General features: G+C 49.6%; 13 protein-coding genes and 1 tRNA gene. 7 read left to right on the top strand and 7 right to left on the bottom strand.

Annotation, left to right across the window (positions count from 1 at the left end):
* Positions 1-22 precede the first annotated feature (22 nt).
* The 7 genes from C3B51_RS07640 to hemA form a co-directional block, all read right to left on the bottom strand.
* The gene (locus tag C3B51_RS07640; protein WP_130244662.1) at positions 23-1,273 is read right to left on the bottom strand and encodes a DUF819 domain-containing protein; all 1,251 of its coding nucleotides are present in this window, start codon (positions 1,271-1,273) and stop codon (positions 23-25) included.
* 110 nt (positions 1,274-1,383) lie between these two features.
* Complete coding sequence (locus tag C3B51_RS07635; RefSeq protein WP_046006608.1) at positions 1,384-2,187, bottom strand: tetratricopeptide repeat protein; 804 nt, start codon at positions 2,185-2,187, stop codon at positions 1,384-1,386.
* 144 nt (positions 2,188-2,331) lie between these two features.
* Positions 2,332-2,706 carry a SirB2 family protein gene (locus C3B51_RS07630; protein WP_046006609.1) on the bottom strand — a complete coding sequence of 125 codons (375 nt, stop codon included), beginning with the start codon at positions 2,704-2,706 and terminating at the stop codon, positions 2,332-2,334.
* Positions 2,707-2,735: 29 nt separating this feature from the next.
* Positions 2,736-4,277 carry a response regulator gene (locus C3B51_RS07625; RefSeq protein WP_130244661.1) on the bottom strand — a complete coding sequence of 514 codons (1,542 nt, stop codon included), beginning with the start codon at positions 4,275-4,277 and terminating at the stop codon, positions 2,736-2,738.
* Between the two features lie 141 nt (positions 4,278-4,418).
* Entirely contained in the window at positions 4,419-5,267 is an 849-nt protein-coding gene (gene prmC, locus C3B51_RS07620; protein ID WP_130244660.1) for a peptide chain release factor N(5)-glutamine methyltransferase, read from the bottom strand.
* Positions 5,267-6,352, bottom strand: a complete 1,086-nt coding sequence (gene prfA, locus C3B51_RS07615) for a peptide chain release factor 1 (RefSeq protein ID WP_125716517.1) — start codon at positions 6,350-6,352, stop codon at positions 5,267-5,269. The genes prmC and prfA overlap by 1 nt, the downstream gene beginning before the upstream one ends.
* A 7-nt stretch (positions 6,353-6,359) precedes the next feature.
* Positions 6,360-7,616 (bottom strand): glutamyl-tRNA reductase, encoded by a 1,257-nt coding sequence (gene hemA, locus C3B51_RS07610; RefSeq protein WP_125716518.1) that lies wholly within the window; start codon positions 7,614-7,616, stop codon positions 6,360-6,362.
* An 83-nt stretch (positions 7,617-7,699) separates the two neighbouring features.
* Here hemA and lolB point away from each other — a divergent pair, with 83 nt between their 5' ends.
* The 7 genes from lolB (at position 7,700) to C3B51_RS07575 (ending at position 13,051) form a co-directional block, all read left to right on the top strand.
* On the top strand, positions 7,700-8,287 hold the full coding sequence (gene lolB, locus C3B51_RS07605; protein ID WP_125716519.1) for a lipoprotein insertase outer membrane protein LolB: 588 nt from the start codon (positions 7,700-7,702) through the stop codon (positions 8,285-8,287).
* Positions 8,284-9,141: a 4-(cytidine 5'-diphospho)-2-C-methyl-D-erythritol kinase gene (gene ispE, locus C3B51_RS07600; protein ID WP_130244659.1), complete on the top strand. Its 858-nt coding sequence runs from the start codon at positions 8,284-8,286 to the stop codon at positions 9,139-9,141. Before lolB ends, ispE begins: the two co-directional genes overlap by 4 nt.
* A 78-nt stretch (positions 9,142-9,219) precedes the next feature.
* Positions 9,220-10,167: a ribose-phosphate pyrophosphokinase gene (locus C3B51_RS07595; RefSeq protein ID WP_010386544.1), complete on the top strand. Its 948-nt coding sequence runs from the start codon at positions 9,220-9,222 to the stop codon at positions 10,165-10,167.
* Between the two features lie 199 nt (positions 10,168-10,366).
* Positions 10,367-10,975 (top strand): 50S ribosomal protein L25/general stress protein Ctc, encoded by a 609-nt coding sequence (locus tag C3B51_RS07590; protein WP_125716521.1) that lies wholly within the window; start codon positions 10,367-10,369, stop codon positions 10,973-10,975.
* Between the two features lie 19 nt (positions 10,976-10,994).
* The gene (gene pth, locus C3B51_RS07585) at positions 10,995-11,579 is read left to right on the top strand and encodes an aminoacyl-tRNA hydrolase (protein WP_130244658.1); all 585 of its coding nucleotides are present in this window, start codon (positions 10,995-10,997) and stop codon (positions 11,577-11,579) included.
* 58 nt (positions 11,580-11,637) lie between these two features.
* Entirely contained in the window at positions 11,638-12,729 is a 1,092-nt protein-coding gene (ychF, locus tag C3B51_RS07580; RefSeq protein ID WP_054017260.1) for a redox-regulated ATPase YchF, read from the top strand.
* A gap of 245 nt (positions 12,730-12,974) precedes the next feature.
* Positions 12,975-13,051: transfer RNA gene (locus C3B51_RS07575), tRNA-Met, on the top strand.
* Positions 13,052-13,154 lie beyond the last annotated feature (103 nt).

Below are 13,154 nucleotides of genomic sequence, written 5' to 3'. Positions count from 1 at the left end.
AAATAGTCGCTAACTGGCAGCACTAACTGCCAATCACACGTAAAAGTTGTCCGCATAGCCAGGCCGCGTAGGTGCCCAGCGCATAGCCCAATACGGCTAACAGTACGCCCACCGGTGCCAGCGCCGGGTGGAACGCTGACGCAACCACAGGCGCAGACGCCGCGCCACCAATATTGGCCTTGCTGCCAACCGCCACGTAAAACACGGGCGCTTTAATGAGTTTAGCCACCAAAAATAATAACCCCACATGCACTGCCATCCAGATCAGACCAATGACCACATACTTGGGGGCCTCGACGATTTTAGTGATATCCATGTGCAAGCCTATGGTTGCCACCAGGATGTATAAAAAGCTGCTACCCACTTTGGAGGCACCCACGGCCTCAAAGTTGCGGGCTTTGGTGAAAGACAGCGCCAGGCCGATGGTGGTGACCAGTACGATGATCCAGAACAGTTTGGAATGCAGAGAGAACTTCTTCAGCTCCGGGAAATTACTGGCAAAGTAAGGTACCAGCAGATCAGCGGCAAAATGCGCCAGGCCGGTTGCACCAAATGCAAAGGCAATCAGCAGCATAAGGTCCTTTAATTCGGGCCGTCTTGCATGCTCCGCTTCAAAGGCCTGTACTTTGTCAATCAAACGCTCAATCGAGGCCGTATCAGCACCGGTGCGCGCGTCAATTTCTTTGTGTCTGGCAGCTAAAAACAACAGGCCAGCCATCCACAGGTTAGCAACCACTATGTCCACGGTCACCATAATGGTGAAGATCTCGCCCCCGGCGCCGTAAATTTCTTTCATCGCCACCATGTTAGCACCACCGCCAATCCAGCTACCAGCCAGTGCCGCCATTCCACGCCAGACGGCTTCTGGTCCGGCTACACCGAGTAATTCTGGCATAAAGGTGGCCGTGATCAGCAGTGCTATCGGCCCACCAAGCACCACGCCGACCGTACCGGTCAGAAACATAATGATGGCGCGCTTACCGAGTCCCATGATGGACTTGAGATCGATGCTTAATGTCAGCAACACCAGACAGGCTGGCAGTAAAAAGTACTTAGCAACCGTATAAACATCATTGCCGCTGCCATCAACAATGCCGAAGGTATTCAATAAGGAGGGCAGGAAGTAGCACATTAACAGGGCGGGCACATAGCGATAGAATTTGGCCCAGAACCCGGTTTTCAGATTGGAGGTATAGAACACAAACCCCAGAATGATGGCTAACAGGCCAAGCACAACGGCGTTATTGGTAATGAGTACACTACTCTCTTGCATGGGATCTCTCTGTTTCCTTGATTATACAAAAACCGCTTGGGAAGCCATGCCGGGTATGCAAGTGAACAAAACGGCGAAGCTCCCTAACATGCAGTGCCTGCTGGCCTCACTTAATGCAGGATATTATTGTGATCGGCCAGCTCTGCGATTTGATTTTGAATGAGCTCTATGGTCGGGTCGTCCGGACATTCATCCACAAAGAATTGTAGATCATCTTTGGCCATTTTCGGGCAGTTAAGTTGATTCAGCAAATAGCCCCTGTCGCGACGCTCATAAGGGTCATCACCCAGTAATTCCATCAGCATTTCAACGCAGCTCAGTGCATGACCAAATTTTTCGGCCGCAATAAACGACCACTTTTGCTGCGCAAGGTAAAGCTTGAAGGCTTCTTCACCAAATACCAGCTCCATGGGCTCCTGCTCTTTATCATCACCATTTTCCGGGATCACATACCAGGACTGGTGGCCAGAGCTGGGATCTATGATGTAGCCTTCCTCATCGCTCAGTGCGATATGCACCAGCACATCTCCCTGGTTGATGGCCAGGCTTGCAGTCAGCTTAGCGCGTTCCAGTAAGTGCACCAAGATCAGAGCCAGCGCCATGCTGGTGCCGCTGCGCATTTTTAACACATAGCAGACGTTGTTTAGTAAATGCTCAGGCACTTTTTGGTCCGTGCCGCTAAATAACCATTGGGTATAAAACGTATCGAGCAGTGCATCCACACACTTGTGCTTATCATCATTTTGATGACAAATGTCGTCAACAGCCTGCTCCAGCTCGGCCAGCAAACATAGCGTATGTGAGGTATCGGCCTGCGCATCCCAGTGTGGCTCAGCCCAGATACAACGTAACAAGGCAGGCGTCGAGAAATGATCCGTACTTGTGTCGTGTTCATCGAACCAGATATCAGTCATAAATAACGAACTATTTTCTACTGTCTATAGTCATAATGGACTAGTGTAACATTTTTCAACACATTCCCAAGGGGATTTTTATGCGTGGGCAGATTGACCCAGTTGCGGGAGGTTCGCGGGCAGCAAGGCTGCCCGGCCTGAGCATTATAATATCAGGGCATTTTTGGCGCTGGCGAGGTAGCCAACAGCCAGTAAAGTTAGCGTGGCTAGCACCAGAGCGCCTGCCTGTTTGGCTTTGGTGGTTGATTTTGCGATTACAAAACCCAGTGCAATGTAAGCGATAACCAGGATAATTTTTTCCATCAACCAGGGCTGTTGCGCTGGATTGAGACTGGCCATCACCGCCAATGACACCGCCGAGATAAGCAACACAGTATCAATACTGTGGCTGGCGATGAACACCCCTTTGTTGGCTGCCAGTTTACCACTGGCCAGGCGCGAGATTGCCCGGGTGTAAAACAAAATAATACTCAAAACTGCAAACATCACGTGCGTGTGTTTAAGTGCCATGTAGTCCAAAATTGCCCCTTAATAAATAAACGGTTAAATTAATCTTCCAGGCGAGCCAGGATCTGCTCCAGCTCATCAATTGCGTCATTAAACACATCAACCAGTTTGGGGTCAAAATGCTTGCCCTTTTGGCTGTTAATTTCTGCTACCACTTCTTCCAGATTATAAGCCGGACGGTAACAGCGTTCATGACGCATTGAGTCGTACACATCCGCAATCGCAGCAATACGACCAAAAATATGGATCTCTTCGCCTTTTTTACCGCTCGGGTAGCCGCTGCCATCCCAGCGCTCATGGTGGTCACGGGCGATCATAGCGCCGGCATTAACAATTTCACGGCGTGAATCGCGCAAGATCTGATAGCCTTTTTGAGTGTGAGACTTCATCACCTCCCACTCGTCGTCCGCAAGCTTATTGGGTTTATTCAAAATGGCATCGGGAATGCCCACATTGCCCACATCGTGAAGTGGAGACGCCAGTCGCACCAACTCGGCCTCGCGATAACTCAGGCCATAACGCTTGGCCAGCACATAACAGATGTTAGCCACACGTTTTACGTGATTACCCGATTCAGTCGAGCGCTGTTCCAGCGCTTCACTCAGGCGATATACCAGCTCCTGCTGGGTGTCTTCAATTTCCGCCTGCAGCTGAACATTTTCATAAGCCAGTTGTACGTTTTGCGAGAATATTTTGATCAGGTGTTTTTGTGTGTCGGTCAAAAACTCAGGGATCCCCGATACAAACAACATAGACGCATGATTATATTCGCTGGAGCAGTAAGCAAACAGGTAGTTGTCCTTGTAAACAATCCCGCGGTCCTGCAAGGCCTGCCGGCAGGCTTCCATTTGTTCCGGCGCCAGTACCTCTTCTATTGGTTTGCCTTCGCTTCTGGCAAATTCGCCCCGGCCGGTAAACACCACCAGTTTATCGCTGCTGTCACTGGGGTCATTACTGGCCACCAAAGAGGTGGCATAAATGGCTTCATCCACAGTCCCCAGTAACGAGGTAAGCTGCTGGATAACGCCTTCTATAAATTGATCAATGGAGTGTGAGGCAAAGATATTACGTGAGGCTGTGATGATTTTTTCCAGCCCCTGCCGGGACTGGTCTATGGATAAGATATCCCGGTAAGAGCGCAGACTCGACATCACCACAGTAAACAGCTTTTGCGCCGTCAGTTCTGTTTTGGACTTGTAGTCATTGATATCATAATTGACGATAACCTGACGCTCCGGTGCCTGGCCAGGCTGACCGGTACGCAAAATAATGCGAATGTTGTTATTCTTTGCTGTTTCACGAATAAATTGCGCGACTCGCAGGCCCGCATCATCCGTTTCCATCACCACATCAAGCAGCACAATGGCGGCATCGGGGTGGTCCATAACCACCTTTTTTGCTTCCTCACCGGAATAGGCGCTGAGAAATTCCAGGCGCTTTTTCTGAAATTCAAAGTCGCTGAGCGCGAGTTTAGTTACCGCATGCACTTCTGGTTCATCATCAACAATGATGACCTTCCAGGTGCCACTTTTTTCCTGTACTTCTACTTCACCCGGATCGTCTGAAAACAAAAAATCATCCATTGGAGAGTCCTTAACACTCTTATATACATATATCTCGCCAGCAATGCTCCGCTGGCGGACTTAAAGCCGACACTGTATGCGCATGTGTATCCTGAACAGAAGTCCGTGCTATGCATACTGCTGCGATTTAACCAGGTGGGATTATTGCGGCTTTTGCGCCATCGTCACCCTATCACAGCCTGCCATATCTTTTATTGTAAGTATATTGCGATAGTTCATTTGTGCAAAAATCTGCTGAATACCAGCCGCTTGCTGATAACCGTGCTCAAACATCAAATAGCCATCTTGCGCCAAAAAGGCCTGAGCTTGCTCGATGATATGACGGATATCGGCATAGCCTTGCTCCGGGGCCACCAAAGCCGATAATGGCTCAAAACGCACGTCGCCCTGGCTCAAATGCTCATCTTGCTCACAAATATAGGGCGGATTGCTGACAATCAGATCAAAACGCTGATCTGCTAATGCTGAAAACCAGTCACTGTGGCGGATCTCGACATGTTCAAACCCAAGGCGCTGACGATTTTTCTCTGCCAGTGCTACCGCATCATGTGAGAAGTCGACACCCATTAGTTGCCAGCCAGGTTGCTCCGATGCCAGTGCCAGCACAATGGCGCCCGTCCCGGTACCCAGGTCGAGTACTTTGGCCTGCGCAGACAAAGGCAATGCAAGCGCCTGCTCAACCAGAGTTTCGGTATCCGGACGTGGGATCAGTGTACTGTTATTGACGTATAAAGGCAGGCTCCAGAATTCCCGCTCTCCGGTAAGGTGGGCAACTGGCTCACCCGCTTGTCGACGCGCGATTAGAGTTGCAAAACGCTGCTGTTGCTCGGCGTTTAGCTCGGCTTCGGGCCAGGCAAATAAATAGCTACGGTTTTTCTGAAGGATATGCAAAAGCAGCACTTCGGCATCGAGTTTCGCCGACTCTGAGCTGCTCTGAAGTTGCCCGCTCGCCCAGGCAATCGCCTGGGCAAGGGTTGAATGTTGCGTCATTAGTCGTCGCCCATGGCTGCCAACAAGTCAGCCTGATACTCCAATACTAACGGGTCGATAACCGCACCCAGATCACCGGCCACAACTTCATTCAGACGATAAAGCGTCAGGTTAATACGGTGATCCGTAATACGGCCCTGCGGATAGTTGTAAGTCCGGATCCGCTCAGAGCGGTCACCGCTACCTACCAGGTTACGACGTTCGCTTGCCTCAGCAGCCTGACGTTTTTCGTCTTCTGCCTGTTGCAGGCGCGCGCCTAGTACCGACAGCGCTTTGGCGCGGTTTTTGTGCTGCGAACGCTCGTCCTGACATTCAACCACAACGCCCGTTGGGATGTGGGTAATACGGATAGCGGAGTCAGTTTTGTTAACGTGCTGACCACCGGCGCCCGAGGCACGGAAGGTGTCAACCTTCAGATCGGCTGGGTTAATTTCGATGGCTTCCGCTTCCGGGATCTCAGCCATAACTGCTACTGTACAGGCTGACGTGTGAACGCGGCCCTGAGATTCAGTCTCTGGTACACGCTGTACGCGGTGCGCGCCCGACTCAAACTTGAGCTTACCGTACACGCCGTCACCTTTGATGTTAGCAATGATCTCTTTGTAGCCACCATGTTCACCTTCGTTGGCACTGACTACTTCCACTTGCCACTTCTGGGTTTCGGCATAACGGCTGTACATACGGAACAAGTCACCGGCAAAGATAGCCGCTTCGTCACCGCCCGTACCGGCACGGACTTCCAAAAATACATTGTTGTCGTCTTTGGGGTCTTTCGGTAGCATCAGGATCTGGAGCTGATCTTCAAGCTCACTGATTTGTTCTTTTGCTTCTTTATATTCTTCCTGCGCCATTTCGCGCATATCAGGATCTGAGTCCTTGAGCATTTCTTCAGCCGCAGCCACGTCTTCCTGCGCCTGCTGATAAGCCGTAAATGCCTTGACGACGTCTTCCAGCTCTGAATACTCTTTTGATAACGCGCGAAAACGATTTTGATCGCCAATAACTTCCGGATCACCCAGCATGGCTTCCACTTCTTCGTGGCGCTCTACCAGCGTTTCCAACTTACGATAGACGGACTCTTTCATTTAACTTTTATTCCTGCTCAATACCTAATGCTTGTTTTAATACTGCAATGCGCTCTATATCACCCTCTTTTGCCGCCGCCTGAATGGCCCGGGTCGGTGCATGAGTGAGTCGATTGGTGAGCTTATTTGCCAGCTCTAACAAGACCTTTTCTGAATTCTTACCCGATTGTAGCTGATTTAACGCCTTTTCCACGAGCTCTAATTTAATCGTCTGGGCCGAATCACGATAGTCACGGATCACATCCACCGAGGTCAAAGAGCGCTGCCACTGTGCAAACTCGTGGGTTTTGTCATCAATGATATGCTGGGCTTCGCGTGCTGCCTGTTCCCGCGACGCCATGTTTTCATTCACGATCGCCTGCAGGTCGTCCACTGTATAAAGATAGGCCGCATCTAAATCATTGACCTGGCTTTCTATATCACGTGGCACCGCAATGTCCACGAACAGCATCGGCTTATGCTTGCGTTTTTTCAGGGCCTGCTCAACCACCCCTTTACCTATGATTGGCAGGGTACTGGCGGTGGAGCTGATCACTATGTCTGCCTGGTGTAATTGCTCGGGCAGCTGGGCTAAAGAAATGACACTGGCGTTTATTTCGTCGGCCAGCGTTTGTGCCCGCTCAATAGTACGGTTGGCGACTGTGATGGCCTTGGGGTTGTGCTGAGACAGGTGCTTGGCTACCAGCTCTATGGTTTCACCCGCACCGATTAATAGCACATTGGTTTTTTCCAGCTGACCATAAATATGTTTGGCCAGATTGACGGCCGCATACGCCACAGAGACGGCACTGGCACCAATTTCAGTCTCGGTGCGCACCTGCTTGGCCACAGAAAACGTTTTTTGAAACAAGCGTTCAAACACCGGCTGAATGCCGTTGTGTGCTTTGGCACTGTTGTAAGCTTGCTTGATCTGTCCCAAAATTTGCGGCTCGCCCAGCACCAGTGAGTCCAGGCCACAGGCCACGCGCATCAGATGATTGACGGCATCCTGATTGTGGTGCACATAGACGTTTTCGGCCAGCTCTTGCTCTTCTATCTGGTGAAATTCAGCCAGCCAGCCCAGAAGCGCTTGGGAATTCGAGTCCCCAAGGCTACAATAGATTTCGGTCCGATTGCAGGTAGAAACAATCACGGACTCATTAAACTGCGGTAACTCAGACAGCTGCTGTAGCGCATCCGATAGCTGTTGCGGAGAAAAAGCGACTTTTTCCCTCAATTCGACGGACGCGGTTTTGTGATTGATCCCAAGTGCGATGATGGTCATAACTGCCAGTATTGCTCAAGCCCTGCTTTAAAGCCGCTAATTTTACCAAAAATCAATCGAATATGGAAAGTAAGGAACTCAGTTTGAAACAGTTTCATTTGATTTTGCTCATGTTTTTATTGTTTCTGGGCGGGTGTGCGCAGCGTATTACGCCCCCTGACGAGCATGCACAGCAAAATCGTCCCGAAAAATATAACAACTGGCGGGCAACAGGCAAGCTGGCATTTATCTCTCCCGAAGAGCGTCAGTCTGCCAACTTTAACTGGCAATATCGTGAACAAAAGCAAACCCTGACGCTCAATACCTTTATCGGGACTCAGGTCCTCAAGTTGCAAGAATTCGATCAGCACAGTGTGCTGACGCTCGAAGATAACACCTACACCAGCGAAGACAGCAGCGATTTAGTGTACCGCCTGAGCGGCTGGCAACTGCCAGTGTCACAAGCCCCTCAATGGTTAACCGGTAACATAGAGGCGCCTGGTAATCAGTATAATGATAAACAACAATTAACTCAGGCCACCTGGCAAGACGAGCAAGGCCTGCGCTGGCAGGTTGCTTACCAAACCTATCAACGCGTTAACGGACTGACTCTGCCAACCCGGCTAACGCTGACACACAAAGACATCACCATTAAGATCCGTATCAGCAACTGGCACTTTGAGACCTTATGAAGACACTGACATTAACGGCCCCGGCCAAACTGAACCTGTTTTTGCACATCAATGGCCGCCGTGCGGATGGCTACCATGAACTGGAAACCCTGTTCACTATGCTGGAGTACGGCGATGAACTGACTTTCTCGCTTATCAAGCAGGATATTGTGGAGATCGGGGGCGATGTCGCTGGTATTCCGTTGCAAGAGAATTTGATTTACCGTGCTGCCGAAGCGCTCAGGCCCTATAAACAATCACCATTCGGTGCCCATGTTCAGCTGGTTAAGAAGCTGCCTATGGGTGGCGGCGTGGGGGGCGGTTCATCAGACGCCGCAACCACCTTGCTTGCCTTAAACACATTGTGGCAATGTGACTTATCACTTGACCAGCTTGCGGATATCGGATTATCACTCGGTGCGGATGTCCCCGTCTTTGTACGAGGGAAAACAGCGCTGGCGCAAGGGGTTGGAGAGAAGTTGAGCCCCTATACACTGGCAACAAAACACTATCTGGTGGTCTTCCCCAACGTCCATGTTGGTACTGTGGAAGTATTCACACACCCAGAGCTGCCGAGAAATACCCCGAAATTATCTGAGGGCTGGACCATTGATCAGACACACAACGACTGTCAGGCATTAGTCAAAAAGCTCTACCCCGAGGTTGAAAAAACCCTGAGCTGGTTGCTAAAATATGCGCCGTCCAGAATGACGGGAACAGGAGGATGCTGCTTTGCAGAATTTGATTCAGCACAGGCGGCACAGCGTGTACTCGAACAACTCCCGTCTCACTGGACCGGCTTTGTTACCCAAAGCGCAAGCGAGTCAATTGCCCACCGGCAACTGGCTGCATGGCGTAAAGATGAAGTAAAATAGTTTAAGTTAGCCTGTTTTGACACTGTCACAGACGCCGTCATTGCAAAATATATATTACAGTGCCTGAGGAACCCTACCGTGCCCGACATGAAGCTCTTCGCTGGTAACGCAACACCTGAGCTAGCTCAAAAAGTTGCAAAACGTTTGTTTATCGAATTAGGTGATGCCGTTGTAGGCCGTTTTAGCGACGGCGAGATCAGCGTTCAAATCAATGAAAATGTTCGTGGTTCTGATGTATTCATCGTCCAATCCACTTGTGCACCAACCAATGACAACCTGATGGAACTCATTGTGATGGTGGATGCTTTACGTCGTGCTTCTGCAGGTCGTATTACCGCCGTTATTCCATACTTCGGCTATGCCCGTCAGGATCGTCGTGTACGTTCTGCGCGTGTGCCAATCACTGCAAAAGTTGTTGCGGATTTCTTATCAAGCGTTGGTGTTGACCGCGTTCTGACGGTAGACCTGCACGCTGAACAGATCCAGGGCTTCTTCGATGTGCCTGTAGACAATGTGTTTGGTAGCCCAGTGCTGCTTGAAGACATGAAAGAGCGCGATTTTGACGATGTTGTGGTCGTGTCACCAGACATTGGTGGTGTCGTACGTGCGCGTGCAATCGCCAAGCTCCTGGACGACAAAGACCTGGCTATCATCGACAAACGTCGCCCACAGGCTAACGTTTCTCAGGTCATGCACATCATTGGTGACGTGGAAGGCCGCGACTGTATCATCGTCGACGATATGATTGATACCGGTGGTACGCTATGTAAAGCCGCTGCGGCACTGAAAGAGCACGGTGCTAAGCGCGTATTTGCTTATGCAACGCACCCGGTTCTGTCTGGCAATGCCGCAGAGAACCTGCGCAACTCAGTAATTGACGAAGTGATTGTCACTGACTCAATTACGCTGTCGGACGAGCTGAAGTCTGTTGATAAGATCAAAGTACTGACACTGGCTGATATGCTGGCTGAAACCATCCGCCGCATCAGCAACGAAGAGTCTATCTCTGCGATGTTTGAACACTAATCCGTGTTCACTGGCAAAGAAAAAGCACCTTAGGGTGCTTTTTTTATATCCAAAGGTTTGCAAGGCTGCTGGTTAGTGGTATATTAGCGCGCCTTTTTACTGGGCTTGCTTTGGATACAACCTTGGCGAGTACAGTGATTTACCGAAGTGCTTGGTCGCGAGCCCTTCGAAGTATTAACTAAAATAATTGGAGACACTCATGTCACAATACGTATTAAACGCTGAAGTACGCGAAACTCTGGGTACTGGTGCGAGCCGCCGCCTACGTCGCGCTGATAAAGTTCCTGCTATCCTTTACGGTGCAGGCAAAGACGCTGTTTCGCTTACTCTGGACCACAACAAAGTTATCCAGATGCAAGAAGACGAAGGTTTCTACACGCACATCCTGACTCTGAACATCGGTGGTGAGTCTGTTGAAGCTATCCTGAAAGACATCCAACGTCACCCGTACAAGCCTAAGGTAACTCACCTTGACTTCCAACGCGTTGACGCTTCTCAAAAGCTTCACACTAAAGTGCCTGTTCACTTCCTGAACGAAGCAGCAGCAACTAAAGGCGGCAACACTGTTGCTCACCACGTAACTGAAATCGAAATCACGTGTCTGCCAGCTCAGCTTCCTGAGTTCGTAGAAGTTGACGTAGCAGCTATCGAAGTTGGCGCAACTGTACACCTTTCAGACATCACTCTTCCAGCTGGTGTAGTTTCTGTTGAGCTAGCTAAAGGTGCAGACCACGACCAAGCGGTTGTAACTGTAAACGCACCTAAAGGCGGCGCTGCTGAAGAAACAGCTGAAGAAGCTGCTGAATAATTTCTAAGGTGTTAGCACCTTGAATACTATTCAAATGCTAGTGGGCCTGGCTAATCCAGGCCCCGAATACGCAAACACCCGTCACAATGCCGGTGCCTGGTTTATCGAAGAACTGGCCAAGCGCTACAACGTCCCCCTTAAACCTGACTCAAAATACCATGGCCTTAGTGGCAAGCTTATCCTGAACAATCAGGAATTTAAGCTACTGATCCCAACCACCTTTATGAACCTAAGCGGTAAAGCCGTAGGTAGCCTGGCAAACTTCTACAAGATCCCGCCAGAGCAGATCCTGGTTGCACATGATGAGATGGATATGGAACCTGGTGTCGCCAAAATCAAAAAAGGCGGCGGTCACGGTGGACACAATGGTCTCAAAGACATAATAGCCAAGCTGGGCAATAACAAAGAGTTTATGCGCCTGCGTATTGGTATTGGCCACCCTGGACACAGAGATAAAGTAACAGGTTGGGTGCTGGGCAAAGCCCCTCAGGCAGATCAGGAAAAAATCGATGCAGTGGTAGATGAAGCCGTGCGTTGTATGGAAATTCTGGCCAAAGACGGTGTGTTAAAAGCACAAAATAGACTACATTCTTTTAAGCCGTAACACCGACTCTCCTGTCCCGTTACAGCTGTGATTGATGGCAAACTAAAGGTTTTAAACTATGGGTTTTAAATGTGGCATTGTTGGCCTGCCTAACGTAGGTAAGTCAACCCTATTCAATGCATTAACCAAAGCGGGCATCGAAGCCGCGAACTTCCCTTTTTGTACTATCGAGCCAAACACCGGCGTAGTTGCCGTTCCGGATCCGCGTCTGGACCAATTGGCTGCGATTGTTAATCCACAAAAAACCATCGCAACTACGATGGAGTTTGTTGATATCGCAGGCCTGGTAAAGGGCGCCTCTAAAGGTGAAGGTCTGGGTAACCAGTTCTTAGCAAACATTCGCGAAACAGATGCCATTGGTCATGTTGTTCGCTGCTTTGAAGATGAAAACATCGTTCACGTATCTGGCCAGGTAAACCCGGCAGACGATATTGATGTTATCAACACTGAGCTGGTTTTAGCAGATATGGAAGCAGCCGACCGCGCAGCACAACGTAATGCTAAAAAAGCCAAAGGTGGCGATAAAGACGCTAAATTCCAAAACGAAGTACTGGAAAAGGTCAAAGCACACCTGGATGAAGGGTTAACACTGCGTTCACTGGAGCTGACAAAAGAAGAGTTAGCTGCGATTAAGCCGCTTAACTTCTTAACGATTAAGCCGACCATGTACATCGCAAACGTGACTGAAGATGGTTTCGAAAATAACCCATTCTTAGACCAGGTACGTGAGATTGCCGCAGCGGAAGAAGCGGTTGTGATCCCGGTCTGTGCTGCAATTGAATCTGAACTGTCTGAACTTGAAGAAGAAGACAAGCTTGAATTCATGGCTGACCTTGGTCTGGAAGAGCCAGGGCTTAACCTGGTGATCCGTGGCGGTTACGAGCTACTGAAACTACAAACCTACTTCACAGCAGGTGTTAAAGAAGTGCGCGCATGGACTATTCCTGTTGGTGCCACTGCGCCACAGGCAGCGGGTAAGATCCACACCGACTTTGAGCGTGGCTTTATTCGTGCACAAACCATTGGTTTTAATGACTACATTGAGTACCAAGGTGAAAGCGGTGCGAAAGACGCAGGTAAAATGCGCCAGGAAGGTAAAGATTACATCGTAAAAGATGGCGATGTGATGAACTTCCTGTTCAATGTCTAAGTAACTGCATTCATTATTGACCAAGTTTATTGGTCTGATAAAAAGCGCCTGATGGCGCTTTTTTTGTCTTTCTCTTACACTGTATGAAGAATTATTGGCTGAATTGCGCTAAAAACAGCCCGCTTCGCTTAATTTATCTGCAAACAAACTGTGTTAGGTATTTTTTTGCAAAAAAGGTGTTGACGACATACGGGCATATACGCATAATACGCCCCGCATCAGCGATGATGAGAAATTAAAGAGATGGCTATGTAGCTCAGCTGGTTAGAGCACATCACTCATAATGATGGGGTCCCCTGTTCAAATCAGGGCATAGCCACCATGCTTTAATTACTACCAAAACTCATTGTATAGTTGAATTGCAAATGAATGCGGAAGTCGCGGAATTGGCCAGATGTCTAGAAATAGACGCTGGATTTAGGTTC

Origin of the sequence: Pseudoalteromonas rubra, from assembly GCF_004212645.1 — a bacterium.
GTDB lineage: Bacteria > Pseudomonadota > Gammaproteobacteria > Enterobacterales > Alteromonadaceae > Pseudoalteromonas > Pseudoalteromonas rubra_G.
Note: the sequence above shows the minus strand (reverse complement) of the source record. Positions and strands in the feature narration are given on the sequence as shown.

Bases quoted from the DNA above. Each gene is read 5' to 3' on its own strand.
- C3B51_RS07640 (WP_130244662.1), bottom strand. From the start codon at position 1,273: ATGCAAGAGAGTAGTGTACTCATTACCAATAACGCCGTTGTGCTTGGC.
- C3B51_RS07635 (WP_046006608.1), bottom strand. From the start codon at position 2,187: ATGACTGATATCTGGTTCGATGAACACGACACAAGTACGGATCATTTC.
- C3B51_RS07625 (WP_130244661.1), bottom strand. From the start codon at position 4,277: ATGGATGATTTTTTGTTTTCAGACGATCCGGGTGAAGTAGAAGTACAG.
- prmC (WP_130244660.1), bottom strand. From the start codon at position 5,267: ATGACGCAACATTCAACCCTTGCCCAGGCGATTGCCTGGGCGAGCGGG.
- prfA (WP_125716517.1), bottom strand. From the start codon at position 6,352: ATGAAAGAGTCCGTCTATCGTAAGTTGGAAACGCTGGTAGAGCGCCAC.
- hemA (WP_125716518.1), bottom strand. From the start codon at position 7,616: ATGACCATCATCGCACTTGGGATCAATCACAAAACCGCGTCCGTCGAA.
- ispE (WP_130244659.1), top strand. From the start codon at position 8,284: ATGAAGACACTGACATTAACGGCCCCGGCCAAACTGAACCTGTTTTTG.
- C3B51_RS07590 (WP_125716521.1), top strand. From the start codon at position 10,367: ATGTCACAATACGTATTAAACGCTGAAGTACGCGAAACTCTGGGTACT.
- ychF (WP_054017260.1), top strand. From the start codon at position 11,638: ATGGGTTTTAAATGTGGCATTGTTGGCCTGCCTAACGTAGGTAAGTCA.